24 protein-coding genes are annotated in these 21,809 nt (G+C 67.5%); 11 read left to right on the plus strand and 13 right to left on the minus strand.

The features are described from left to right. Positions 1 to 8: 8 nt before the first annotated feature. The 3 genes from CEX88_RS24140 to CEX88_RS24150 all read left to right on the plus strand — a co-directional run bounded on the left by CEX88_RS24140 (position 9) and on the right by CEX88_RS24150 (position 3,097). Positions 9 to 1,316: a sensor histidine kinase gene (locus CEX88_RS24140; protein WP_082694195.1), complete on the plus strand. Its 1,308-nt coding sequence runs from the start codon at positions 9 to 11 to the stop codon at positions 1,314 to 1,316. A gap of 18 nt (positions 1,317 to 1,334) precedes the next feature. Next, positions 1,335 to 1,766, plus strand: coding sequence for a type II toxin-antitoxin system Rv0910 family toxin (locus tag CEX88_RS24145; protein ID WP_066840483.1), 432 nt, complete (start codon positions 1,335 to 1,337; stop codon positions 1,764 to 1,766). A 164-nt stretch (positions 1,767 to 1,930) separates the two neighbouring features. Then, the gene (locus tag CEX88_RS24150; RefSeq protein ID WP_238382183.1) at positions 1,931 to 3,097 is read left to right on the plus strand and encodes an aldehyde dehydrogenase family protein; all 1,167 of its coding nucleotides are present in this window, start codon (positions 1,931 to 1,933) and stop codon (positions 3,095 to 3,097) included. Here CEX88_RS24150 and aceA read toward each other — a convergent pair. Together aceA and lhgO are read right to left on the minus strand one after the other, a co-directional pair. Beyond that, complete coding sequence (gene aceA, locus CEX88_RS24155; RefSeq protein ID WP_094295420.1) at positions 3,021 to 5,321, minus strand: isocitrate lyase ICL2; 2,301 nt, start codon at positions 5,319 to 5,321, stop codon at positions 3,021 to 3,023. The two genes, CEX88_RS24150 and aceA, sit on opposite strands and share 77 nt — an antisense overlap. A gap of 55 nt (positions 5,322 to 5,376) precedes the next feature. After that, positions 5,377 to 6,585, minus strand: coding sequence for an L-2-hydroxyglutarate oxidase (lhgO, locus tag CEX88_RS24160; protein ID WP_094295421.1), 1,209 nt, complete (start codon positions 6,583 to 6,585; stop codon positions 5,377 to 5,379). A gap of 159 nt (positions 6,586 to 6,744) precedes the next feature. Here lhgO and ripD point away from each other — a divergent pair, with 159 nt between their 5' ends. Beyond that, on the plus strand, positions 6,745 to 7,287 hold the full coding sequence (ripD, locus tag CEX88_RS24165) for an NlpC/P60 family peptidoglycan-binding protein RipD (protein ID WP_094295422.1): 543 nt from the start codon (positions 6,745 to 6,747) through the stop codon (positions 7,285 to 7,287). Here the strand turns inward: ripD and CEX88_RS24170 are convergent. Further along, positions 7,280 to 8,179 (minus strand): RNA polymerase sigma-70 factor, encoded by a 900-nt coding sequence (locus CEX88_RS24170; RefSeq protein ID WP_094295423.1) that lies wholly within the window; start codon positions 8,177 to 8,179, stop codon positions 7,280 to 7,282. The two genes, ripD and CEX88_RS24170, sit on opposite strands and share 8 nt — an antisense overlap. Beyond that, complete coding sequence (locus CEX88_RS24175) at positions 8,176 to 9,336, minus strand: NAD(P)/FAD-dependent oxidoreductase (RefSeq protein ID WP_094295424.1); 1,161 nt, start codon at positions 9,334 to 9,336, stop codon at positions 8,176 to 8,178. The genes CEX88_RS24170 and CEX88_RS24175 overlap by 4 nt, the downstream gene beginning before the upstream one ends. A gap of 96 nt (positions 9,337 to 9,432) precedes the next feature. On the opposite strand from CEX88_RS24175, the gene CEX88_RS24180 reads away from it, so the two are divergent. Beyond that, positions 9,433 to 10,626 carry an acyl-CoA dehydrogenase family protein gene (locus CEX88_RS24180; RefSeq protein WP_094295425.1) on the plus strand — a complete coding sequence of 398 codons (1,194 nt, stop codon included), beginning with the start codon at positions 9,433 to 9,435 and terminating at the stop codon, positions 10,624 to 10,626. Here CEX88_RS24180 and CEX88_RS24185 read toward each other — a convergent pair whose 3' ends face one another. The 4 genes from CEX88_RS24185 to CEX88_RS24200 all read right to left on the minus strand — a co-directional run bounded on the left by CEX88_RS24185 (position 10,627) and on the right by CEX88_RS24200 (position 15,053). Then, on the minus strand, positions 10,627 to 11,361 hold the full coding sequence (locus tag CEX88_RS24185) for an alpha/beta fold hydrolase (protein WP_238382184.1): 735 nt from the start codon (positions 11,359 to 11,361) through the stop codon (positions 10,627 to 10,629). Between the two features lie 225 nt (positions 11,362 to 11,586). Next, complete coding sequence (locus CEX88_RS24190; RefSeq protein WP_094295426.1) at positions 11,587 to 13,143, minus strand: class I adenylate-forming enzyme family protein; 1,557 nt, start codon at positions 13,141 to 13,143, stop codon at positions 11,587 to 11,589. 66 nt (positions 13,144 to 13,209) lie between these two features. After that, entirely contained in the window at positions 13,210 to 14,169 is a 960-nt protein-coding gene (locus tag CEX88_RS24195; protein WP_066840449.1) for an esterase family protein, read from the minus strand. A 224-nt stretch (positions 14,170 to 14,393) separates the two neighbouring features. Further along, a complete protein-coding gene (locus CEX88_RS24200; protein ID WP_202931632.1) occupies positions 14,394 to 15,053 on the minus strand; it encodes an MOSC domain-containing protein in 660 nt (219 codons plus the stop codon). Positions 15,054 to 15,183: 130 nt separating this feature from the next. Between CEX88_RS24200 and CEX88_RS24205 the strand changes: the two genes are divergently transcribed. After that, on the plus strand, positions 15,184 to 15,618 hold the full coding sequence (locus tag CEX88_RS24205) for a DUF4383 domain-containing protein (protein WP_064393817.1): 435 nt from the start codon (positions 15,184 to 15,186) through the stop codon (positions 15,616 to 15,618). A gap of 33 nt (positions 15,619 to 15,651) precedes the next feature. Here CEX88_RS24205 and CEX88_RS26175 read toward each other — a convergent pair whose 3' ends face one another. Further along, positions 15,652 to 15,792, minus strand: a complete 141-nt coding sequence (locus tag CEX88_RS26175) for a hypothetical protein (RefSeq protein ID WP_156616962.1) — start codon at positions 15,790 to 15,792, stop codon at positions 15,652 to 15,654. Positions 15,793 to 15,942: 150 nt separating this feature from the next. On the opposite strand from CEX88_RS26175, the gene CEX88_RS24210 reads away from it, so the two are divergent. Together CEX88_RS24210 and CEX88_RS24215 are read left to right on the plus strand one after the other, a co-directional pair. After that, on the plus strand, positions 15,943 to 16,350 hold the full coding sequence (locus CEX88_RS24210) for a hypothetical protein (protein WP_238382185.1): 408 nt from the start codon (positions 15,943 to 15,945) through the stop codon (positions 16,348 to 16,350). Between the two features lie 31 nt (positions 16,351 to 16,381). Further along, complete coding sequence (locus CEX88_RS24215) at positions 16,382 to 16,681, plus strand: hypothetical protein (protein WP_066840441.1); 300 nt, start codon at positions 16,382 to 16,384, stop codon at positions 16,679 to 16,681. A 12-nt stretch (positions 16,682 to 16,693) separates the two neighbouring features. Here CEX88_RS24215 and CEX88_RS24220 read toward each other — a convergent pair whose 3' ends face one another. Genes CEX88_RS24220 through CEX88_RS24230 form a run of 3 tightly spaced genes read right to left on the minus strand, consistent with a single transcriptional unit; the run spans position 16,694 to position 18,377 of the window. Beyond that, positions 16,694 to 17,008 carry a hypothetical protein gene (locus CEX88_RS24220; RefSeq protein WP_066840439.1) on the minus strand — a complete coding sequence of 105 codons (315 nt, stop codon included), beginning with the start codon at positions 17,006 to 17,008 and terminating at the stop codon, positions 16,694 to 16,696. Then, positions 17,005 to 17,664, minus strand: coding sequence for a DJ-1/PfpI family protein (locus CEX88_RS24225; protein ID WP_094295441.1), 660 nt, complete (start codon positions 17,662 to 17,664; stop codon positions 17,005 to 17,007). The genes CEX88_RS24220 and CEX88_RS24225 overlap by 4 nt, the downstream gene beginning before the upstream one ends. A gap of 5 nt (positions 17,665 to 17,669) precedes the next feature. Then, positions 17,670 to 18,377, minus strand: coding sequence for an HD domain-containing protein (locus CEX88_RS24230; RefSeq protein WP_094295428.1), 708 nt, complete (start codon positions 18,375 to 18,377; stop codon positions 17,670 to 17,672). A 178-nt stretch (positions 18,378 to 18,555) separates the two neighbouring features. Here CEX88_RS24230 and CEX88_RS24235 point away from each other — a divergent pair, with 178 nt between their 5' ends. From CEX88_RS24235 to CEX88_RS24245, 3 genes are all read left to right on the plus strand, one after another. Beyond that, on the plus strand, positions 18,556 to 19,074 hold the full coding sequence (locus tag CEX88_RS24235; RefSeq protein ID WP_094295429.1) for a hypothetical protein: 519 nt from the start codon (positions 18,556 to 18,558) through the stop codon (positions 19,072 to 19,074). After that, complete coding sequence (locus tag CEX88_RS24240; protein ID WP_066840437.1) at positions 19,065 to 20,645, plus strand: threonine/serine exporter family protein; 1,581 nt, start codon at positions 19,065 to 19,067, stop codon at positions 20,643 to 20,645. Before CEX88_RS24235 ends, CEX88_RS24240 begins: the two co-directional genes overlap by 10 nt. Positions 20,646 to 20,735: 90 nt before the next feature. Continuing rightward, a complete protein-coding gene (locus tag CEX88_RS24245; protein ID WP_202931629.1) occupies positions 20,736 to 21,083 on the plus strand; it encodes a hypothetical protein in 348 nt (115 codons plus the stop codon). Between the two features lie 10 nt (positions 21,084 to 21,093). Here the strand turns inward: CEX88_RS24245 and CEX88_RS24250 are convergent, their stop codons facing one another. Continuing rightward, a complete protein-coding gene (locus CEX88_RS24250; protein ID WP_369816235.1) occupies positions 21,094 to 21,726 on the minus strand; it encodes an FKBP-type peptidyl-prolyl cis-trans isomerase in 633 nt (210 codons plus the stop codon). Between the last annotated feature and the right edge of the window lie 83 nt (positions 21,727 to 21,809).

Genomic DNA, 21,809 nt, shown 5'->3' on the forward strand with positions numbered 1-21,809 from the left:
CCCGCGTGATGTCACTGCGCATCATCGTGATCGTCGCGGCGCTGTCGGTGGTCGCGTTGGTGATCACGCTGGGCGCGTGGGTGTGGTTCGGCGTCACCAACGACCAGTACAGCCAGCTGGACCGTCGCCTCGACTCGGTGAGCAGCCTCGGCGACATCAGCGAACTGCTGCGCACCGCGCAACAGGCCGACGTCAACCCGCCCATCCCCGACGGCGGCCTGGTCCGCACGGCCCGCGTCGACGAGATCACGGTCTCCATACCGGAGAACATCGTGTTGCCGCGGTTCGACGTCGGTTACGCCGACACCACCATCGACGGTGTCGAATACCGGGTCCGGACGTTCACCGCCGGCGACGCGTTGATCGCGATCGGCGCACCGCTCGCCGAGACGCAACGCCGCATCGACGAACTGCACCGACGGGTGCTGCTGATCTGCGGGGGCGTGATCGTGGGCACCGTGCTGGTCGGGTGGGTCATGTGGTCGATCATGATCAACCCGTTCCGCTTGCTGGCCCAGCAGGCGCGCGCGATCAACGCCCAGTCCAAACCGGAAGAGGTTCAGGTGCGCGGCGTTCAGGAGGCCGTCGAGATCGCCGAAGCCGTCGAGGGGATGCTCGCCCGGATCGGTGATGAACAGCAGCGCACGCGTGCGGCACTGGAGTCGGCGCGGGATTTCGCCGCGGTGGCCTCGCACGAACTCCGCACACCCCTTACGGCGATGCGCACCAACCTCGAGGTGCTCTCCACGCTTCAGATGCGTGACGAGCAGCGCCAGGAGGTGATCGCCGATGTCATGCGCACCCAGAGCCGGATCGAGGCGACGCTGACGGCGTTGGAGCGACTCGCGCAGGGCGAACTGACCACCGTCGACGACTTCGTCCCCGTCGACATCACCGAATTGCTGGACCGTGCCGCACACGACGCGATGCGCAACTATCCCGGGCTGAAGGTGTCGCTGTCGTCGTCGACGACGGTGCTCATGGTGGGCCTGCCTGCCGGGTTGCGCCTCGTCGTCGACAACGCGATCACCAACGCGATCAAGCACGGCGACGCCACCGAAATCCAGCTCGGCGCGGTCGCTTCCGGTGAAGGCGTGCAGATCACCGTCGACGACAACGGTTCGGGGATCCCCGAGGAGGAGCGCGCCGCCGTGTTTGAGCGGTTCTCCCGCGGCTCGACGGCGGCGCGATCCGGGTCGGGGCTGGGGCTGGCGCTGGTCGCCCAGCAGGCCGAGTTGCACGGCGGCACGGCCGCGATGGAGGCCAGCCCACTCGGAGGGGCCCGGTTGGTGTTACGCCTGCCCGCGCCGAGCTGAACTGATTACGATCCGAAGATGGCCAAACTCGAGTTGTCGCGTCAGCTCACGTTGACTCCGCAGGAGGCATGGGAGCACGTATCGGATCTCAACTCGTTGGGGGACTGGATGGTCATGCACGAAGGCTGGCGCAGCGAGCTGCCCGACGAGCTGACGGTCGGCACCACGATTGTCGGCGTCGCGGGGGCCAAGGGGTTGCGCAACCGCGTCACGTGGACCATCAAGCAATTCGACCCGCCCAAGCTGATCGAGGTCACCGGAAAAGGTGTCGGCGGCACCAGGTACGGGCTCACGATGACGGTCGCCGAGGTCGACGCCGGTTCGGCGTTCACTCTCACCATGAACCTCGGGGGAGCGCCGCTGTTCGGGCCCATCGGCGCGACGGCGGCCCGCGCGGTCAAAGGCGATATCGAACGTTCGATCCGCAAATTCGAAGAGCTCTACGGCTGATCACTCCGGGCCGCCAAGCCGCGGCGCGTGGCGCGGTTGACCACGATCGCAGCGGGTACCACTCTTCGCGTGTCGCAGACCATGGAAATGACCGTTCTGGACCCCCGCACTGGCGACGAAGTCAGCAGGATTCCGATCACCGATCCTCGAGCTGCGTCCAAGCCGTGGGACGAGCCCGCGCAGCCGCGCCGGGGTGGGCGCGCACCCCCGCCGCCGAACGCGCGGCCGCGCTGACCAAGGCGGCCGCAGCGGTTCGAGCCGCGGTCAACGAACGTGAGACCGGCAAGACCCGCGACGACGCGTTGGGCGGAGTCGACGCGGGCGCGGGCACGCTGGTGCAGTACGTCGAACTCGGCCCGCGGCATCGCGGCCGCAGCCTGCACGGCTCCTGGTCAGCAACCGATCTGATGGTCCCCGAACCGCGCGGCGTCGTTGCGGTACTCACCCCGTGGAACGATCCGGTCGCTGTGGCGGCCGGCCTGCTGGGCGCGGCGCTGGTGACGGGAAATACGGTGGTGCACAAGCCAAGTGAGCGGTGTCCGGCGACCGGTCGGCGGTTCGCCCAACTGTTGGCCGAGCAACTTCCCGACGGCGTGCTGGAAATCCTCGACGGTGACGGATCGGTCGGCGGCCAGCTTGCCTCGGCGCCCGACGTCGACGTGGTGGCGCACGGTCTGTTCTACCCGCCGACGGTGCTCGCCGACTGCACACCGGAGATGTTGGTGTTCTCTGAGGAGACCTTCGGTCCGGTGGCCCCGGTACGAGTGGTTCCGGACTTCGACACCGCGTTGCGTGAAGCGGCCGACGACCGCTACGGCCTGGCCGCGACCGTTCTGACCGCAGACATGGGGCACGCTCAAGAGGCGTGGCGAGCTCTACCGGTGGGCACCGTGAAGATCAACGATGTGTTCGGCGGAGCGCCCGGCGGGGCATCGCAACCGCGCCGCGCGAGCGGTAACGGCTTCGGCTTCGGCCCGGAACTGCTCGACGAGATGACCGCGATGAAGGTCGTACACATCTCGCCGCCGAACACCTGGGGCACTCTCGCGCGGCCCACCTCACAGCGAAACATTCTCCCAGGGCCCAGCTGTCAGCATCACCTTCGATGCCCACCTCACAGCGAAAAATTCGCTCCCAGCGACTTTTTCGCTGATAGGTGGGCGCTGCGCCGACCGAGTCCGCGAGAGGGCAAGGGTCCGCTGCAGGTCCGCGCGAGAGGGCACCGGTCCGCGGCCCCGCGGGGGGTCAGCGGCCCTAATCCTCCTTGCGGATCAACCGGCCCAGCGCCTCGCGATCGGGGGCCAGCAGCTCCTCGATCCTCGGCTGGTTGATGTCGGCCACGATGATCTCGCCGACCTCCTGGTACACGTCGGTGAAGATGCCGTGCGACTTCATCTTCTCGGTCTGATAGATGTTGTCCTCGGTCGGCGTGACGTAGTACATGATCTCCGGCTTGAACCGGTGGATCAGCCACAGGTGCACCACGCTCATCAGGCGCTTCTGGCGCAGCTTCTCGGCGAACGTGTTCTGGTCGCGCACCGTCAGGATGCTGCGGCCGTGCCGGTCCTTGATCGGGTCGACGATCACGTTGGCGAGTTTCTCGTCCTCACCGTCACGCTCACCGAAGATGCCCAGTTCCAGCACGTCTGACCCGGGCCGGGTCGGGCGCAACTGCACCCGCAGCCGCTCGTCGAGTTTGTAGTGCTCACCCCACATCGCCAGCCACTCCTCGAGCAGCTTCTTGGGCACCTCGGTCTGCACCAGATGCTGGTGCTGGGTCGAACCCTTGCCCATCGCCTTGGTGGTCGCCAGGCGGCCCGACGACGCGGCAAGCGCGGCATCGCTGCGCGGCCCGCCGACGAGCGTCTGCGGTGTGCGGTAAGGCGATTCGACCAGGCGCATCTTGCGCTGCAGCCGCGCAAGCGCGAGCATGCCGTCCTGGCGCAACGCGGTGGCGAACTCCTCGGACGCGACACCGTCGACCTGATGACCGCCGTAGGTGATGAAGTTGAAGACGAAACCCATCTTTCCGAGTTCTTCGGGAAAGACCCGCATCTCGTCATCCGTCATGCCGGTCGTGTCCCAGTTGAACGAGGGTGACAGGTTGTAGGCCAACATCTTTTCCGGGAACTCGGCGTGAATCGCCTCGGCGAACTCGCGTGCGTCGGCAAGGTCGGCGGTCTTGGTCTCCATCCACAGGATGTCGGCGAACGGCGCGGCGGCAAGCGATTTCGCGATCGCGTAGGGGATACCGCCGCGAACCTGGTAGTAGCCTTCCGGCGTCTTGGCCAGCTCGCAGTCCCAGCCGACCGCCGCCCCGATCTCCCTGGCCTTCTCGCGCGCGGTGTAGAGAGGGGCGCGCTCGGCGAACGCCCGCCACTCCGCGACGCTCATGTCGAGTTGCTCACCCTCGCTCTCGCGGAACTCGAGCAGCTCGGCGACCGCCTCGCCGTAGGTCATCAAGCCGGCGTCGAGCTGCCAGGCGTCGACGGCCTTGGATTCGACCCGGTCGAAGATCGCGTCGATCTCACCGTCGGGGCGGTCCCGGTACTCCGAGGCGGCCTCGGCCACCGCATCGCCGATGCCATGGTGGTCGAGCCAGGCGTTGGCGGTGGTGTACTCGCCTTCGGGCAGCGCGTAGAGCAGATGGCCGTTGAGTTCGGTGACGCCCGCCTCATAGAAGCGCCGCATCATCGCCAGATAGCACGACTTGTACGACGGCACCTTGAGGTTCGTCACCCCGAGCAGGAACGGCTGGTCGCGCTCGTCGGCGCGGCTGTCGATCAGGTTGGCCGCCTCGGCGTCGGTGCGGGCCACGATGATGCCCGGCACCCGCATGATGTCGAGCTGGAAGCGGGCGGTGTTGAGCCGTTTGATCTGCTCGTCGGAGGGCACCAGCACCTTGCCGCCCTGATGGCCGCACTTCTTGGTGCCCGGCCGCTGGTCCTCGATGTGGTAGCCGGGCACCCCCGCCTCCACGAACCGACGAATCAGGTTGCGCACGTGCGGATCTCCGCCGTGGCCGGTGTCGGCGTCGGCGATGATAAACGGGCGGAAGTCGACGGGAGGGGGCGCTGCCGCGAGTTGTTCGCTGGTCATCTGTAGCCGCAGGTACTGCTGGTTGCGGTCGGCGGTGAGCAGCGCACGGACCAGCCCGGCCGCCTCCTCGGGCACCTGGCTGAGCGGGTAGCTGGCCAGGTCGGGGCCGGGGTCTTCGGTCGTCGACCCCTTCGCCGACGTCGCCCAGCCGCCGAGGTAGATGCCCTCGATGCCCATCCGCTTCATCGTCACGGCCTGGCCAGGCGAGTATGGGCCGAACGTGGTGATGCTCTTCTTCTGTGCGAACAGTTCGCGCAGGCGCTCGTAGAAGGCCGTGGCGGCCTCGCGCGCCACGATGTAGTCGGAGGGGATCGTGCCGCGCTGCTCGGCGACCTGACGGGCCGAGTAGAGGCGGATGATGCCGTCAAATCTCGGGCTGTCGAAGTACCGCTGCGTGGCAGCGACCTCCTGGTCGAACGGGGTCTGAGGCGCGGCGTCCGTTTCGATGATGGCCATGCCCCCACAGTACGACCCGGCCTTTGCCGGGGATGGCGTTATCAGCAGGGAGGCGTCACGTCGACGCCTCAAAGGTGTCCGCGATGCGCTCGGCGATCGCCAGCGCCGAGGTCGCCGCCGGTGACGGCGCATTTCGGAGCACCACGACGCGGCCGCGCACGCTGATCCGGAAGTCGTCGACCAGACCGCCGTCGGGGTCGAGGGCCTGGGCCCGCACGCCGGCGGTGCCGGGCACCGCGTCCTTGTCACGCAACGACGGCACGTAGGCCCTGGCGGCAGTGATGAATCGCCGCTTGGACAGCGAACCGGACACCTCGCGGACACCCGTGCGCCAATGCCGCCTGGCGAACCGCCAGAAAGCGGGCGTCGAGGCGATCGCGCTCAGATCGCGCAGCGACACCGTGCCCCAGGTGTAACCCTCACGTGCCAGCGCGAGCACCGCGTTGGGTCCGATGAGCACCTGACCGTCCACGCGCGGGGTGAGGTGCACACCCAGAAACGGATAGCGCGGGTCGGGCACGGGATAGACCAGACCGTTGACGAGATCGCGCCGGTGCGGTTTCAGCGCGTAGTACTCGCCCCGGAACGGCATGATCACCGGATTCGGGCCGTCCCCGGCCATTTCGGCGAGCCGGTCGCTCTGCAGGCCACCGCACACGACGGCCCGGTCGAACCGGGCCTGGTCGCCGATTCCCTCCGTACGGGTGCTGACCACCACGTCGGAGTCGCCCACCCGTAGGCCGGTCACCTCGTGTCCGAGAAGGACTTTCGCACCGGCATTCGTGGCGTCGGCGGCAAGCTCCCTGGTCACCTCCGCATAGTCGACGATCGAGGTCGACGGGGAGTGCAGCGCGGCGATGCCACGCACATTGGGTTCAAGCTCAAGCAGTTCCTCAGGTCCGATGATCCGCACCCTGGGTACACCGTTCGCCGACGCCCGCCGTTCGATGTCGGCGAGCCTGTCCTTCTCCTCGTCGGTGAGCGCGACCAGGACCTTGCCGCACGCGATCCGGCGGATGCCACGCTCGGCGCAGAACTCTTCGAGCAGGCTCACCCCGCGACGACAGAGCACGGCCTTCTGCGAACCGGGTTGGTAGTACAGACCCGCGTGCACCACCCCGCTGTTCCGGCCGGTCTGGTGCGACGCGAGACGGTTTTCCTTCTCGAAGAGCGTGACATCGGAGTCGGGACGACGACGCACGATCTCGCGGGCCACCGCGACACCGATGATGCCGCCACCGACCACTGCGATCCGTTCGGTCATCGCCGGGCGCCACAACAAAGGGAGGTAATCACTGTTCGGTTACGGTACTGCATCTCATTGACGCTGAGCCAGGCGCGAATTGGCGTCACGAGCAAACCACGCGTACAAGTGATTACAGCGCCATCGGTATGCGCGCAGACGAAGAAAGAGCAACGAACCATGAGACGCATCTACGCCTTGGTGATCGGTGTCGCCCTGTTGGTGGCCATCCCTGGGGTGGCGGTCGCTGCACCATCCTCCCGGTCCGCGGCGAACCAGCAGGCGGTCGACCTCGTGATCGCGCGCGGTCTCGCGCAGCGCGGCGTCCCCTTCTCCTACGGCGGGGGAGACGCCAACGGGCCGACGAAGGGCAGCGGCACGCCCGAGAACGTCGCCGGACTCGACCGCGAAGGCCACATCGTCGGCCTGGATCCCGCGCTGAGCACCGTCGGTTTCGACGCGTCGGGCCTGATGGTCTATTCGTTCGCCGGTATCGGAGTCAAGCTGCCGCGGTCCTCGGGTGCGCAGTACAACGTCGGGCAGAAGGTGTTGCCGTCCGAGGCGCTGCCCGGTGATCTCATCTTCTACGGCCCCAACGGCGATCAGAGCGTCGCGCTGTTCCTCGGCAACGGGCAGATGCTGGAGACGGCGGACACCGGGGTGACGGTCTCCCCGGTGCGCACCAGCAACATGGCGCCGTATCTGGTCCGCATCATCAAGTGAGCGATCGGGCCTGACCGCCGGCGATAGCGCGCAGCTTGTCGGGATTTGCGATGTTGTGGATGGTCGCGATGCGGCCGTCGTCGTCGAGGTCAACGGTGAGCGTGGCGATGATGCGCCCAGCGCCGCTCAGTACGATTCCGGGGCCGCCATTGATCTCCACGACTTCAGCTGTCATATCGGCGATTTCGATGCCTTCATAAGGCCGCTTGGCGGTGCCGGCGAGCCAGCGGGCGACGTTGGCCGCGCCGATGAGCGGTCGCAGCGCCTGGCGGACCTTGCCGCCGCCATCGGTCCACAAGGTCACCTCCGGCGCGAGCATCTCCAACAGCGCGTTGATGTCACCGCCGACGCTCGCGGCGAAGAATCGCTCGGTGACTTGCCGCTTCTTGGCCCGGTCGGCCTCGAACCGCGGTCGGCGGGCCTGGACGTGCTCGCGTGCGCGGTGGGCGGCCTGTCGCACCGCCGACTCGGAACGTTCGACGGCTTCGGCGATTTCGGCGTAGCTGAAGTCGAACGCCTCCTTGAGAACGAACACCGCGCGTTCCAGCGGGCTGAGGGTCTCGAGCACGACGAGCATCGCCAGCGAGACCGAATCGGCGGTGACGGCGTCGTCGGCGGCATCGGACGCGGTCAGGATCGGCTCCGGAAGCCACGGCCCCACATAGGTTTCGCGCTGCCGCTGTGTCGAGCGCAGCCGATCCATCGATAAGTTCGACACGATGCGTGACAGGTAGGCTTTGGGGTCGGATACCTGGGAGCGGTCGTCCGCCGACCACTTGAACCACGCGTCCTGGACCACATCCTCGGCATCGGCGGCCGAGCCGAGTATGCGGTAGGCGATCGCGAACAACAGGTTGCGGTGATCGGCGAACGTCTGCTGGTCATCGGTCACTTTGTCAACCTGCCCCCGCGGCGCCACATGGCGGCGCCGAACGCCGGGATCAGCTTCAGCAGGCGGTAAGTCGTCCAGGGGCTGGAGCTCACCGCCTCTTTATACGCGACGGCGAACCGGCCGGCCAGATAGAACCATCCGGGGCTGTCGTCGGCATGGGTGAACTGGATGACGGCGTCGTCACGTCCCAGGCTGACCGGCTGGTGGATGTAGCCGAAGCGGAATCGCTTGGGGCTCTTGCCCTTCAGCTCACGTGCGATCGACGCTGCGGTGTGCACACCGGTGGGTATGCCGCTCTGGCAGGTGCCGTGGATGATGCCGTATCCCTGCTGCACCGCGGCCGCGTCGCCGACTGCGTAGACGTTCGGGTGGCTGACGGAGCGTAGCGACTCGTCGGTGACGATGCGTCCACGCTCGTCGACCGTCAGCCCCGCCGTCGCAGCCATTGGTGACACCCGCACCCCGGTTGTCCACAGCACAGCCTGCGCCGGGACCACCTCGCCGTCGGCCAGCGCGACGCCGTCGGCCATCACCTTCACGATCTCGACGCCGGCGCGCACCCGGACGCCGAGGCGTTCCAGCCCGGCGTGCAGTCGTGCCCGCGCCTTCTCGCCCATCATTGCGCCGGGAAACTGGCGGCTCAGCAGAACAATGTCGAGCTCGGGATGTTGTTCGGCGATCTCGGCCGCGGACTCGACGCCGGTGAGCCCGGCACCGGCGACCACGACGGGGCCGTCGCCGATCCGCTTCAGGTGCTCGGCGAGCAGTTGGGCGTCCTGGGCGCTGTTGAGGGTGTAGGCGAACTCGTCGACGCCCGGGACGCCGTTGCTGTCGGCGACGGCGCCCAGCGCGTAGACCAGGGTGTCGTAGCGCAAGATCGTGGCGTCATCGATGCGAACGGTCTGCGCGTCGGCGTCGATGCCGGTCACCCAGCCGTGGACGAACTCGATGCCGGTGCCGGTGAGCCGGTCGGGTATCGGCAGGTTGTTCAGCTCCTGGCCGGAGGCGACCTGGTGCAGCCGCAGCCGCTCCGTGAAGCGGGTCTGCGCGTTGACCAGCGTGATGTGCACGTTGTCGCGGCGCTTCAGCCGGCCCGCCAGCGCCGTGGCCGTCGCCATACCGGTGTAGCCGCCGCCAAGTATCACGATGTTCTTCATGGGTTGCTGCCTTTCTCGTCTGTCCTCACACACCCCAGACGTATGCAGCGACCGGATTTGTGACATCGGATCGCCGACAACTGATAGAGAAGACGGATGACCTCGACGTTGGAGACCTCGGCATCGGCCGGCGACATCACGGCGAAAGCGCGCGGGCTACGTGATCTCGTCGCCCGCGAGGCCGGCGAGTCGGAGCGGTTGCGCACACTGAGCCCGACCGTGGTCGAGGCGATGTGGGACACCGGCCTGATGACGGCGTTCAACCCCGCTCCCGCCGGCGGCAGCGAACCGTCGTTCGCCGAGATGATCGAGACCTGGATCGAGATGGCATGGCAGGACGGGTCTTTCGGCTGGATCGGCATCGCCAACCTGCCGTCGTCGTTCGCTGCCGCCGCGTACTTGCCGGACGCGGGCTTCGCCGAGGTGTTCACGGCCCACGACAACCGGGTCACGATGGGCGGGCAGTTCTTCCCGAACGGTCAAGGCGCCGCCGTGCCCGGTGGTTACCGGCTGACCGGGTCGTGGAGCTTCGGTTCGGGGATCGGGCATGCGCAGTATGTCGCCGCGGGGTTCCTGCCGATGGACGGGACCGAGATGCGCTGGGTCAGCGAAGGTGTGCCGGACATGCAGATCGCCATCCTGCCGCGTGAGCAGGTCAGCTTCAACGACGGTTGGCACGTGCAGGGGCTCAAGGGGACGGGCTCCTACGACTACAGCGTCGAGGACGTGTTCGTTCCCGCCGACCGCACGTTCGCGTTGTTCACTCGTGAGCCGTTGCGCGGATCGTGGCCCGCGACGCGGATGGGCATGATGCCCGTCACCGCCGCCGGGCATGCGTCGTGGGCGCTGGGCGTCGCCAAGAGCATGCTCGACGACGTCGAAGAACTGGCCGCCACGAAGTTCCGGATGAGCGACATGGCGTCGCTGGCGAGCCGGCCGACCTTCCAGAAAGGGCTGGCCCATCACGTCGCGGCGTGGCGGGCGGCGCGGCTGCTGGTGCTCGATGCGTTCGCAACGGCAGAAGCCAGTGTGGCGGCGGGGGAGGACCTCACGCCGACCCTGCGCGCGGACATGAGGGTGGCCGCGGTGTACGCCACCGACGTGGCTCGTCAGTGCGCGGAGTGGGCACATCTGGCTGCGGGCACCAGTGCGATCCGCGAGGGCAGCCGCCTGGAACGTGCGTTCCGCGACATGTACACCGGCACGCAGCACGCGTTCATCAGCGAGAAGGTGTCGATCGACGCGGCTCAGGTGTGGCTCGGCATCATCGACGACCAGTTCGGGCTCTGATCACCCTGTGCGGGCGATGAATTCGGTGATGATACGGCCGAGTTCGTCGCCCCGCTGCTCCTGAATGAAGTGGCCCGCACCCGTGACCGTCGTGTGCGGTTGGTTTTTCGCGCCGGGGACGTGTTCGGCGAAAATTTTGTCCCAACCGCGCGTCGCCGGATCGCCATCGGAGTACGCGGTGAGAAACGGCCGGCGCCACTGGCCGAGCGCGGCCATGGTCTCGCGACCGATCGCGGCCCCGGGGTCGTTGCGCGTCAACGGAATCAACGCGGTCATTTGGCGTAGGCCCGCGGTGTATGAACGGTCGGGGAAGGGTGCGTCGTAGGCGGCTCGCACGTCCGGGCTCAAGGGTCCGGCCACCGCGTCGAGGGAGAAGCTCGGAACGAGTTCCGGTGAGCGTTGGTAGTACGCCACGTAGTCGAGGAGGGTCTCCTGAAGGATGACCTGACCGTCGCCGACGGCGTGATGCGGCCATTCGAGCTTGCCCGCCAGGCCTGGGTCGCAGGTGTGCAGGATCGTGTTGGTGGCTAGGACGCGGGCGAAGCGGTCGGGGTCGCGCGCGAGCACGCTGAGTCCGATGGGCCCGCCCCAGTCCTGTACGACCAGGGTGATTTCGGTGAGATCCAAGCGGGTGATGGCACTGTGGATCCAGTCGACGTGCCGCTTGAAGGTGTAGGCGGTCGGGTCGGTCGGCTTGTCCGAGCGGCCGTAGCCGATGTTGTCGGGCGCGATCACGCGCAGACCCGCACAGCACACCGATGACGTGCCGGTACAGATAGGACCAGGTCGGTTGGCCGTGCAGCAGCACGACGACGGGCGCGTCGGACGGTCCCGCATCGACGTAATGCATTCGTAGCGGGTCCATTCCGCGTGTCTGCACGTCGACATAGCCAGGGGCGAACGGGTAGTCGGGCAGCGCGGCGAAACGGTCGTCCGGTGTTCGCAGGACATCCATCCCAGTCACCGAACAACCGATTCGAGGACGCCGTCGACGATCATGGTGCTCAGCGTCCTGCGGTCGAACTTTCCGCTGGACAGGATCGGGATCTGGTCACTGGAGGCCAGCACCCAGCGGGTCGGCACCTTGTATGTTGACAGGTGCGCGCGGGCGTGGGCGGCCAACGCGTCGATGTCGACGCGTGCGGCGGCGGGCACGACGACTGCGCACACCTGCTCCCCGCGTAGGGGGTCGTCGATACCGAGCACGAGACACTGTGCCACGGCGGGGGATTCCTCGATGACCGCCTGGACCTCGAGCGGTGAGACGTTGGCCCCGGCGGCCTTGATCATGTCGGTGGTCCGGCCCACGTAGAACAGCCGCGGATCGCCCGGTCTGCGGTAGACGCGATCGCCCGTGTGGTACCAACCGTCTTCGTCGAAGGTCTCCGACCGTTCGCGTTTGTTGTAGCCGGCCATCACGCCGATGCCGCGGATCAGCAGTTCGCCGACCTGCCCGTCAGAAACCAGTGCGCCGTCGTCGTCGACGATGCACATGTCGGTGTATGCGAACCCGCCCGCGGTCTCGGACATGGTGCGATGCACGGGATATCCGTCGGGTACGTCGACCATCGCGATGTCGAGCGGACCGTCGCGCAACATCGGCGCGCAGGCCAGATCGCGGCCGGGAAAGCTCGGATGCTCACGGAGCCGCTGGGTGAACGCGGGCCATCCGACGACTCCAGCGGCCCGCTCGCGTTCGATCAGATCGAGTGCGCCCTCGGCGTCCAGTTTCGGCATGACGAGCACCGTGACGGGTTCGTGCAGCGCACCGGTCGCCGCGAGCAGCCCGCCGACCCAGAAGAACGGCATCGCACACAGAATCCGCACTGCACCTTCGCTTTTGGATACCGCGCGGATCGCGTTCGGCCATGTCGATGTCTGTCGCACGAGGGTACCGTGCGTGTGCATGACGCCCTTCGGGTCCGCTGTCGAGCCCGACGTGTGGATGACAACGGCCAGATCGGCGGGGCTCACCTCGGCCTCCGCGGCGGCCAGCAGCTCGTCCGGTAGGCCGTCGGCGTCGCCGTCCCACCGCGTGGCCCAAGGGGGAACCGGGCCGTCGACGAACACGAGCCGACGTAGGTACGGAGCGCCCGTCATGGCCAACCCTCCGCCCCGCTGGGTCGTCAACTCCGGCCAGGCCGCTTCGAACCGGTCGGCGACATCGATGCTCAGCACGCGCCTGGGAGCGACGATCAGCGCAACGTCGGCCAGCCGAGTGACTTTGGCGATCTCGGCCGGGGCGTAGAGCGTGCTCAGCGGCACGACCAGCGCGCCGATGCGGGAGGCCGCCAACCACCAGAGCACCCAGTCCACCCCGTTGGGAAAGAACAGGCCGACGCGGGTTCCTTTGCCGACGCCTTGCCCCAGAAGCCACCGCGCAATGCGGGCCGAGCGCTCGTGCGCCTCACGGTAGGTGAGTCGGTCCGTCGGGGTGACCAGATAGGTGTGGTCGCCGAATTCGTGGCATGCATGCGCCAGGAGCGCGGGAACGGTCGGTCGCGGCTGCTGCGTCACCCCGTGATTGTCTCCAACGCGCACTGGGCGACCGCACGAGGCGGTCGCCCAGCGGCGTCAGCGAGCTCAGGCGCCCAGCGTGGCCTGGATGTCGCCCTTCATCGCGGCCAGCTGCGAACCCCAGTAGCCCCATCCGTGGGTGCCGTTGGCGGGGAAGTTGAACGTGCCGTTGCCTCCACCGGCTGCCTGGTAGGCCTGCTGGAAGCTCTTGTTGCTGTCCAGCGTGATGGTTTCGAGGAACTGGCCGGCGATGTCGCCGCCGCCCCCGAGTTCGGACGGGACACCGTTGCCGCAGTACACCCAGATGCGGGTGCCGTTGGCCACCAACTTGCCGACGTTGACCGTCGGGTCGTTGCGCTTCCAGGCCGAGCTGCCCGGCGGGCCCCACATCGCCGTGGCGCTGAATCCGCCCGCATCGCGCATCGCGACGCCGACCAGCAGCGGCCAGATGCCCTCGGAGAGGTTGAGGAAGCCCGACAACGATGCCGCGTAGCGGAACTGGCCGGGGTGGTAGGCCGCCAGGATCAGCGCCGCGCTGCCCGACATGGACAGGCCGACCACCGCGTTGCCGCTGGGCGAGACGCCCTTGTTGGCGGACAGGTACGCCGGGAGTTCAGACGTCAGGAAGGTCTCCCACTGGTAGGAGTAGCGCCCGCCGTTGCCGACCGCGGGTCCTTGCCAGTTGGTGTAGAAGCTCGACATGCCACCGACCGGCATCACGACCGACAGACCGGATTCGAAGTAGTTCTCGAACGCGGCGGTTTCGATGTCCCAGCCGCTGTTGTCGTCGCGCGCCCGCAAGCCGTCGAGCAAGTAGACCGCGTGCGGGCCACCGCCCTGGAACTTGACCGGGATGTCGCGGCCCATGGCGGCCGACGGGACCATCAGGGTTTCGACGGGAAGGCCCGGTCGTGAGTATGCCGCTGCGGTGGACGTGCCACCCACCGCCGCGACCAGGCCCGGTATGAGCAGGGCCGCTAGCGCGCCGGCCATCATGCGGCGCGCCCAACTGTGTCGCAATGTCATCGCTGTGAACTTCCTGGTCGAGGGATACCGCCGAGCGGTCATCGCGGATGGGCGGACCGGAGCCGGGTCAGGGCTGCCGGTTCAGGCGCTGCTGCTTCACACCTGCCGCGATACGGGACACCCGCCGCGCGTAGCCGCTGCTGACGGTTATGTCGGCACCGGCAGCGGCCCCGTTACCAAAGCGTGGGGTGCGTCACGGTTCCGCTGGCGGGCCGCGGTGGTGCCTATTTGCCGTTGGTCGACAGGCGCTTGCGGACGTAGGTCTTGAGTTCGGCAGACAACGCGTCGGCCGCGAGCAGCTGTGGAAGCAACGACGCGTCGGACATCCTTGCGCGGAACGCCAACTCGACGGTCACCTCGTGGTCGGGGCGGTACTCGACGGAGATCTCGTCGCCCGCGCCCACCGTTCCCGGTGAGACAACACGCAGGTACGCACCGGGTTTGGCGGCCGTGGTGAAGGTTTTCATCCAGCGGTCGATCTGCAAAAAGGCCGCGAAGGTGCGGCACGGTGTGCGCGGCGCCGAAACCTCGAGCAGGAGGCCGTCGGTGCCGACGCGCCAACGCTCACCGATGCGCGCCTGTGTCACGTCGACGTTCATCGTGGTGAGGTTCTCGCCGAACATGCCGTTGGTCAACCGGCGGTCCAGTCGACTTTCCCAGTCGTCGAGGTCTTCTCGCGCATATGCGTAGACGGCCTGATCGTCACCGCCGTGCAGCTTCTTATGGCCGATGGTGTCGCCGACGAGTCCGCTGCCCAGGCCGCCGCGCATCGGTCCCGGCGCGCGCACCGCGACCCGGTCCGCCACGGCGACCTTGTCGATGCCCGTCGACCTCGACGGCGCATCGGGATTGACCCGCACTCGCGCAACGTTCACCGACAGCACTTCTGCCACCCGGACAGGTTAGCGACGGAGTGGGCGAGCCGCCTGGCGGGATTTTCACTCGACCCCTTAACAAAATGCTACTACCGAGCGTAGTATTTGCCGAGGTAGCGACAACCAGAAGGGTGTCACCGTGAAGTGGAGTTTCGCCCAGGTCGGCCTGCTGGTCATCGCCGCGTTCCACGTCATACAGGCGGTGATCGGCTTCATTGTGGAGCCGAGCTTCGCGACGGGCCCGGGCGCACCGACTGCGCAGGTACTCGGAATGGACTACAACGGCTGGCACGCCGTCGCCGGTCTCGCCCTGTTCGGACCGGGACTGGTGTTCGCGTTTCGCAAGTCGTGGTCGGTGTTGTATCTGCTCGTCGCGGCGGTGGCGGGCGCGTTGCCGGGCATCTGGGCGTTCTTCTCCCACCAGGTGGCGTACGTGTTCACGTTCCCCAACAACATCACCGACGCGATCGTGCATCTGGTCACCTCAGCGGTAATGCTGGCGGTGGCCGGTATTCAGATCCGCATGGACGGCGGTGTGCAGAACTCGCTTGCTGATCTGCGCAGGGGGTCGTGACTCGGCACCGCCTCCGCTAGTGTGCCGGCGGCGCTAGTTGGCTCCGTCCTTGTCGTCGGCCGAAGGGATTCCCTCGGGCGGCGGCGACGAATACGCGGGAGCCGTCGGCGGGACGCCTTGCTCCGCGCCCTCACCCTGGTTCGCGTCGTCGGAGGCTTGTTCGGGTGAGCTCATCAGTTCTCTCCTAGTCCACGATGGTCTCGCCGAGCGATACCCGAACCCCTTGTCACGGAAACCGCGGAGTTGGGATCGGTAGCCGACCGGATCTCGTGTACTTGCCTCGACGACGGCCATCGAGCGCCGAACCGAGCAAGAGGGCGAAACATGACCACACCTCACACATCGAAGCGAATCCTCGGCGCGGCATTGATGTCGTTCGCGATCACGAGCGCCGGCTTCGGGTCGCTGGCGGGCACGGCCCAAGCGCTGCCCGGCGGGCTGGCGCCGCAGCAAGCGTGGCCCGGATGTCCGGACGAGAATCCGTCGGGGCCTTGCCGGTGGTGCCCGGGTGATCCGCCGGTGCAGACCGGGAATCTGCGGGTGAATCCGGTGGTATGGGACAACAACGTGTGCCACACGTATTGGTACGTCTACCACGGGCAGGGCAACGTGGCGCAGAACATCTTCGAAGGCGAGGCGCCACCACCGCCGCCACCACCACCGCCCGGCTTCACCCCGCCCCTTCCGCCGGGCTGGTGCTGGTCGCTGTTCATCCCCGGGCCGTGCCCGTAAAGCAGGATTCGCCCGGAGCTAGTATCCGCCGATGGGTGAGCCCCAGCTGACCGATGACGGCCACTTCCTCGTCATCAACGGTCGCCGGTGGCGCGCCACCGATCCGGCCATACCCGAGGATCGGCGCGCGGAGTTGACCCGAATACTCATGGCGTGGCGCCGAGAAGTGCGCCGCACCAAGGGAACTGCAGACGAGCAGACCGCGCGGGCCGGTGTGCACGCGGTCAAGGTCGCGTTGGGTGAGCGGGGCTCGCCGCCGTGGTGGGAGCAGACCGACGAGCAGCGACGCCGGCGGTGGCAGGCGAACGTAGCACCGCCAGAAGACGGCTGACACGGTCGTCCGTCAGGCGCGTCGCACCCCGGAGACCGCCGAGCGCGGCAGCCGTCCCGCACGCGAGTGACCGGTCAGGTGGTCGCCGTGCACCTGCACATCGAACTCGAGTTTGAGCCTCATCGGTTTGGTCACCGTCTGCCGCCATGTGACCCGTTGTCCGTCAACGTCTTCGACCAGAGTGATGTCACTCAGCGGCACGCGTTCTGAGTTGCTCTGCGCGGTGCCGGTGATCGCACCGTTTTGTTCGACGAAGCTGTACACCACTTCCAAGGTTCCGACCGGTGTTTTGATGCGCACATCCCAGTCGCCGACGACGCTCGTCATGCCGAGGCTTTCGGTGCGCGCCCGGTGTCGGTCCAGACGGTGCCCCGCCGCTCGTAGGCGAACAACTCCTCGATGGCCAATGCGATGCGCGGACCGTAGCTTCGGTCGAGCAGATGGAGCGCAAGGTCCAGCCCCGACGTGACGCCGCCTGCGGTGACCAGGTCATCGTCGTCGACGACCCTGGCCGCCACCGGAATTGCGCCTGTCGCGTGGAGCACGTCCACACCGAGATGGTGGGTGGTGGCGTGGCGGCCGTCGAGCAGGCCCGCCATCGCCAGCGCGAGCGACCCACCGCATACGGTCGCGACCGTGATGTCCGGATTGGCGAAGGCTTTACGCATCATCGGCACCGCGGCGGTCTCGCCGAAACGGGCGAGCAGGACGGGGATGGTCGCGACGCCCTCATCGGGGTCGCCGTCGATAGGGCCTGCCGCGCCGGGCACGATCACGAAACCCGGCTTGGCGGGGTCGAGTCGGGCGGTCGCGTTTAACGTCAGCCCCCGCGAACCGCTGACTACCGGCCGCGGACCCTCGGCCGAGACGAACTCGACTTCCAGTTCGCCTGCGACGAAGTCGCTGCCCGCGACGAGCACTTCGTACGGGGCGACGGCGTCGAGTGGGTCGAAGCCGTCGAACAACACGATCTGTGCATGCATCGACGTCATGGGACTCTCGCGTCGCCGCGCAACGGCTGATCGCCCCACCCGGACGCGCGCACGAAATCGAAGAACGAGAACGACGACCCGTTGATCAGTTCGTGCAGGTGCGCGGGAAACGAGAACGGGGGAGCCTTCATCGGGTTGAGGCGGACATCGCGGGCCACGGCGTCGGCGATCGCGTACCCGAGGTCGTGACGTGGCCACGCGGCGTGGACCCGGTCGGCGAAGCCGGGGGAGAGCAGGTGTGTGTCCATGCCGTTGATGTCGAGGGCGATTCCGTTGAAGACCACCGCCTGCTCGGGCCCGAACCGGTTCGCCAACCCGGCGCTGGTGTGAAGTGCGATCGCCTGCCACACCGTCGTGATCCGATCGCCCGAAAGCCCGTGTCGGCGAAGGAAGTCCGCTGCCGCATCGGCTCCGTCGACCTCGAATCGCTGATCACCCCTACCGGCATCCGTGACACCCAGGTCGTGCAGGAGACAGGCGAGGAAGACGAGTTCGTCGTCGTAGTCGGTACCGCTGCGCATACCCTGGCTCGAGGCGATCTCGCGCGCGAACAGATAACTGCGGACACAGTGGTTGATGAGGAAATCCGGGGAGACGTCGATGACGTATCGCAGTGCTTCCGAGCAGATTTCGGTATCGGGTAGGGCCCAGCTGTCCATGTCGGCTTTCGCGTCGGCCAGCGTGGCCATGTCTTCGGTGCGCATGCCGTGAGGGTGCCCGGTTGCGGCGTGCCCGACTAGTGGCAAAGTAGCCAAGATTCAACGGAATCTGGCCACTCCTGCCTGGCGGGATGGTCGGTGGCTGCGCACACAATACGGCTGTAGCACAGAGGAATACGCTCAGTTCGCTTCGCCGGCACCATGGGTGGCTATCGTGAGTTGAATGCAGGGCTGGACCGCCGCGGCGGCCTTCGGACGCTCGGACTGCGAGCGCATTGGCGACACGATGCTTGGCCAACCCGTCCTCGCTCTCACCAGCCTGGCGTACGTCGTCGTGGGAATAGCCGTCCTGTCCTGGGCCCTAGGCGGTAGAGCGGTGCTGGCGGGAGCCGCAGGAGTGGCGTTGGTGGCTGTCGGCTTCGGCAGCTTCGTCTTTCACGGACCTCAACCGCACTGGGCGGGACCGGTGCACGACTGGCCGATTGTCGGCCTTGCGGCGGTGTGTGTGCTCGGGGTGGTCGGCAGCGCGCGAGGGCGGCGCTCGGTGTGGGTCGCGGCTGCAGTGGTCTTCGCGCTCGGCCTGGCCGCCTATGCCGCCGGGCGCACGGACTCGCCGCTGTGCCGGCCCGATAGCCTGTGGCAGTACCACGGCCTCTGGCATGTGTTGTCGGGCGCCGCAGCGGGATTAGCCGCCTGGGCCATGATGCCCGCACGTCAGTATCGTTCACGTCGATGCCGTTAGATCGAACACCGCGTGGCCGCGTCCGCCGCGGCTTACGCAATGCGCTGCGCGGCCCGCGCGATCCGGCGCCGGTCGCGGGTCAGCGGCGCCGCCGTTCCGATGGGATGGGCGACCTGCACACCCGCAAGGTTCTCGATCTGACGATCCGCCTCGCCGAGGTGATGCTGTCTTCGGGCTCGGGCACTGCCGACGTCGTCGCGACCGCCCAGGACGTCGCCCAGGCATATCGACTGACCGACTGTGTCGTCGACATCTTCGTCACCACCGTCATCGTGTCCGCTCTGCCGACCGCGGACAGCCCACCCGTCACCATCGTTCGAGCAGTGCACGCCCGGTCAACGGACTACACGCGACTGGGAGAACTCGACCGGCTGGTTCAGCGGATCACCTCCGGCGGTGTGACGGTCGATCAAGCTCACGAGGCGATGGACGAGTTGACCGAGCGGCCGCACCCCTACCCACGGTGGCTCGCGACCGCGGGCTGGGCGGGTTTCGCTCTGGGCATCGCCATGCTTCTCGGTGGTGGCTGGTTGACCTGCATCCTGGCCGCAGTCACGTCGGGGGTCATCGACCAGGTGGGGCGACGGCTGAATCGCTGGGGTACGCCGTTCTTCTTCCAACACGTCGCAGGCGCGGCGATCGCGACCTCGGTCGCCGTGGCGGCCTTTTTGTATGCCGATATCGGACCGACGGTCATGGTGGCCACCGGCATCGTGGTGCTGCTGTCAGGTTTGACGTTCGTCGGCGCGATGCAGGACGCGGTGACCGGCTACATGCTGACCTCGCTCGCCCGGTTGGGCGAAGCGGTGTTGCTGACGTCGGGGATCGTCGTGGGCATCCTCGCCGGCCTGCAGATCGCGGAGATCGCCGGCGTGACCATCTCGCTGCATGTCGATGCGACCGAATCGTTCATCGCGCCGAGCGGGGGGGTACGGATCGCGGTCGCGGTGTTCGGCGCGGCGCTGGCGGGCGCCTGCCTGACCGTGGCGAGCTATGCGCCGCTGCGGGCCATCCTCACCGCAGGGCTTGCAGCCGGACTCGCCGAGGCGGTCCTGATAGCCCTGGGCAATGCGGGGTTCGGTCAGGTGTTCGCGAGCGGTGCCGCTGCGGTCGGTGTCGGTCTGGTCGCCACGTTGATCTCGATCCGTCGGCAAGCACCTGCCTTGGTGACGGCCACCGCGGGGATCATGCCGATGCTGCCGGGCCTGGCGGTGTTTCGCGCGGTGTTCTCCTTTGCCGTCGACGGCAACTTCGACAACGGCCTCCGGCAGATGATGTCGGCGATCGCGATCGCGCTGGCCCTGGGCAGTGGCGTGGTGCTGGGTGAGTTCATCGGCTCGCCGCTGCGCTACCGGGCCGGCCGGATCGGCGACTTCGTCCGCAAGGAAGGGCCACCCGGGCTGCGTCGTGCTGTCGGGCGCGTCGTGCACCTGCTGCCGGCCGAGGATCAACCGTCGGAGATCATCCCGCGGACGCGCAGCGTCGCGCTGCAACCGAAGCCGACGGGGGACACACAGGAAGAAACCGAGGACAGCGACGCGTCGGACCGCGACGAGAGCCGCGAGCCGTAGTAGGTACAGACACGCCCTGGGTTTGGCCGCAGCAAATGCAGGCTATAAATTCGAAGCATCGGATTCGCGACTACCGCTGGAGGCATGCTTATGAGGTTTTCCAAGACCACGCTGGCTGCCATTGCAGGCGGACTGACAGCGACGACTCTAGGGCTGACCGCTCCGGCAAGCGCCCAGCCGTCTCCACCGCCGCCCCCACCGCCGATGCTGGCCGCGGAGGCCCCCAATCCTTATGCACCGCCTCCGCCTGGTGTGTCTCCGCCGCCGGCGCGGCCGATGGCCGGGGAACCGGTTCCGTCGTGGGCACCGCGGAAGCCCGCTGAGTTCTGGCTCGGCGAGCCCGTCGTGTGGCACTCGGGCTGGGGCGGACGCTGGGGCGTGTGGAAGAACGGCGCCTTCATCCACCTGTCGAAGAACCCGGTCACCGCCGGCGGCTGACCGCTACGGGTCAGCTCGAGGCGTCGAGGATCTTGATGGCGAAGATGAGTGAGTCGCCAGGTTGGATACCCGCGGCGGGCTGACCTTCGGGGTAGCCGTCGGCGGACGTCATCGCCACGGCGACCGTCGACCCCACCTTCTGTCCGGCGATGGCCTTCTGGAAGCCGGGCACGACCCCGTCGAGCGGGAAGTCGACCGGCATGCCGCGCTCGTAGCTGTTGTCGAACACGGACCCGTCGCGTCCGTTGACGCCCATGTAGCAGACGAAAACGGTGGCCGTCTCGGAGACGACCGGTCCGTCACCGGGCTTCAACGTCTGCACCTGGGTCTCGGACACGCTGAACGGCGGCTGCACGTTGATCAGCGGTGCCGTCGAGTCGGTGGATCCGGTGACGGCTACGCTGCCCGTCTCGCCATTGAGGGTCCACTCGGGAGTGCCACCGAACTGCGGCGGGGCCGTCGGGCACATCGCGCTGGCGGGATCGCCCGTCTCGACGGGTGGGGGGATGAACTCGTCGGCCAGAGAGGACGTGCTCGTCGAGGACGTCGTAGTGGTCGATGACGCTTCCGTGTCCGAGCCGCACGCCGCAAGAGCCAGAACCATCGATGCGGTGCAGGCGAACAGTCCAACGGGAAGAGACACACGCGAGGATTTCACGGTCGCCACGCTACAGACAGCGGCGCTGACGGTGCTCCGGTGGTGCTTGGGGGTCTGACCGCGGATGT

It is taken from the genome of Mycobacterium neumannii (assembly GCF_002245615.1).
Lineage (GTDB): Bacteria > Actinomycetota > Actinomycetes > Mycobacteriales > Mycobacteriaceae > Mycobacterium > Mycobacterium neumannii_A.

Excerpts from the sequence above, each read along its gene's own strand:
- CEX88_RS24195 (WP_066840449.1), bottom strand. The coding sequence starts at position 14,169 with ATGACATTGCGACACAGTTGGGCGCGCCGCATGATGGCCGGCGCGCTA.
- CEX88_RS24225 (WP_094295441.1), bottom strand. The coding sequence starts at position 17,664 with ATGCATGCACAGATCGTGTTGTTCGACGGCTTCGACCCACTCGACGCC.
- CEX88_RS24145 (WP_066840483.1), top strand. The coding sequence starts at position 1,335 with ATGGCCAAACTCGAGTTGTCGCGTCAGCTCACGTTGACTCCGCAGGAG.
- CEX88_RS24245 (WP_202931629.1), top strand. The coding sequence starts at position 20,736 with ATGAGGTTTTCCAAGACCACGCTGGCTGCCATTGCAGGCGGACTGACA.
- CEX88_RS24140 (WP_082694195.1), top strand. The coding sequence starts at position 9 with ATGTCACTGCGCATCATCGTGATCGTCGCGGCGCTGTCGGTGGTCGCG.
- CEX88_RS24210 (WP_238382185.1), top strand. The coding sequence starts at position 15,943 with ATGACCACACCTCACACATCGAAGCGAATCCTCGGCGCGGCATTGATG.
- CEX88_RS24215 (WP_066840441.1), top strand. The coding sequence starts at position 16,382 with ATGGGTGAGCCCCAGCTGACCGATGACGGCCACTTCCTCGTCATCAAC.
- CEX88_RS24235 (WP_094295429.1), top strand. The coding sequence starts at position 18,556 with ATGCAGGGCTGGACCGCCGCGGCGGCCTTCGGACGCTCGGACTGCGAG.
- CEX88_RS24180 (WP_094295425.1), top strand. The coding sequence starts at position 9,433 with ATGACCTCGACGTTGGAGACCTCGGCATCGGCCGGCGACATCACGGCG.
- CEX88_RS24240 (WP_066840437.1), top strand. The coding sequence starts at position 19,065 with ATGCCGTTAGATCGAACACCGCGTGGCCGCGTCCGCCGCGGCTTACGC.
- ripD (WP_094295422.1), top strand. The coding sequence starts at position 6,745 with ATGAGACGCATCTACGCCTTGGTGATCGGTGTCGCCCTGTTGGTGGCC.
- lhgO (WP_094295421.1), bottom strand. The coding sequence starts at position 6,585 with ATGACCGAACGGATCGCAGTGGTCGGTGGCGGCATCATCGGTGTCGCG.
- CEX88_RS24175 (WP_094295424.1), bottom strand. The coding sequence starts at position 9,336 with ATGAAGAACATCGTGATACTTGGCGGCGGCTACACCGGTATGGCGACG.
- CEX88_RS24230 (WP_094295428.1), bottom strand. The coding sequence starts at position 18,377 with ATGCGCACCGAAGACATGGCCACGCTGGCCGACGCGAAAGCCGACATG.
- CEX88_RS26175 (WP_156616962.1), bottom strand. The coding sequence starts at position 15,792 with ATGAGCTCACCCGAACAAGCCTCCGACGACGCGAACCAGGGTGAGGGC.
- aceA (WP_094295420.1), bottom strand. The coding sequence starts at position 5,321 with ATGGCCATCATCGAAACGGACGCCGCGCCTCAGACCCCGTTCGACCAG.
- CEX88_RS24220 (WP_066840439.1), bottom strand. The coding sequence starts at position 17,008 with ATGACGAGCGTCGTCGGCGACTGGGATGTGCGCATCAAAACACCGGTC.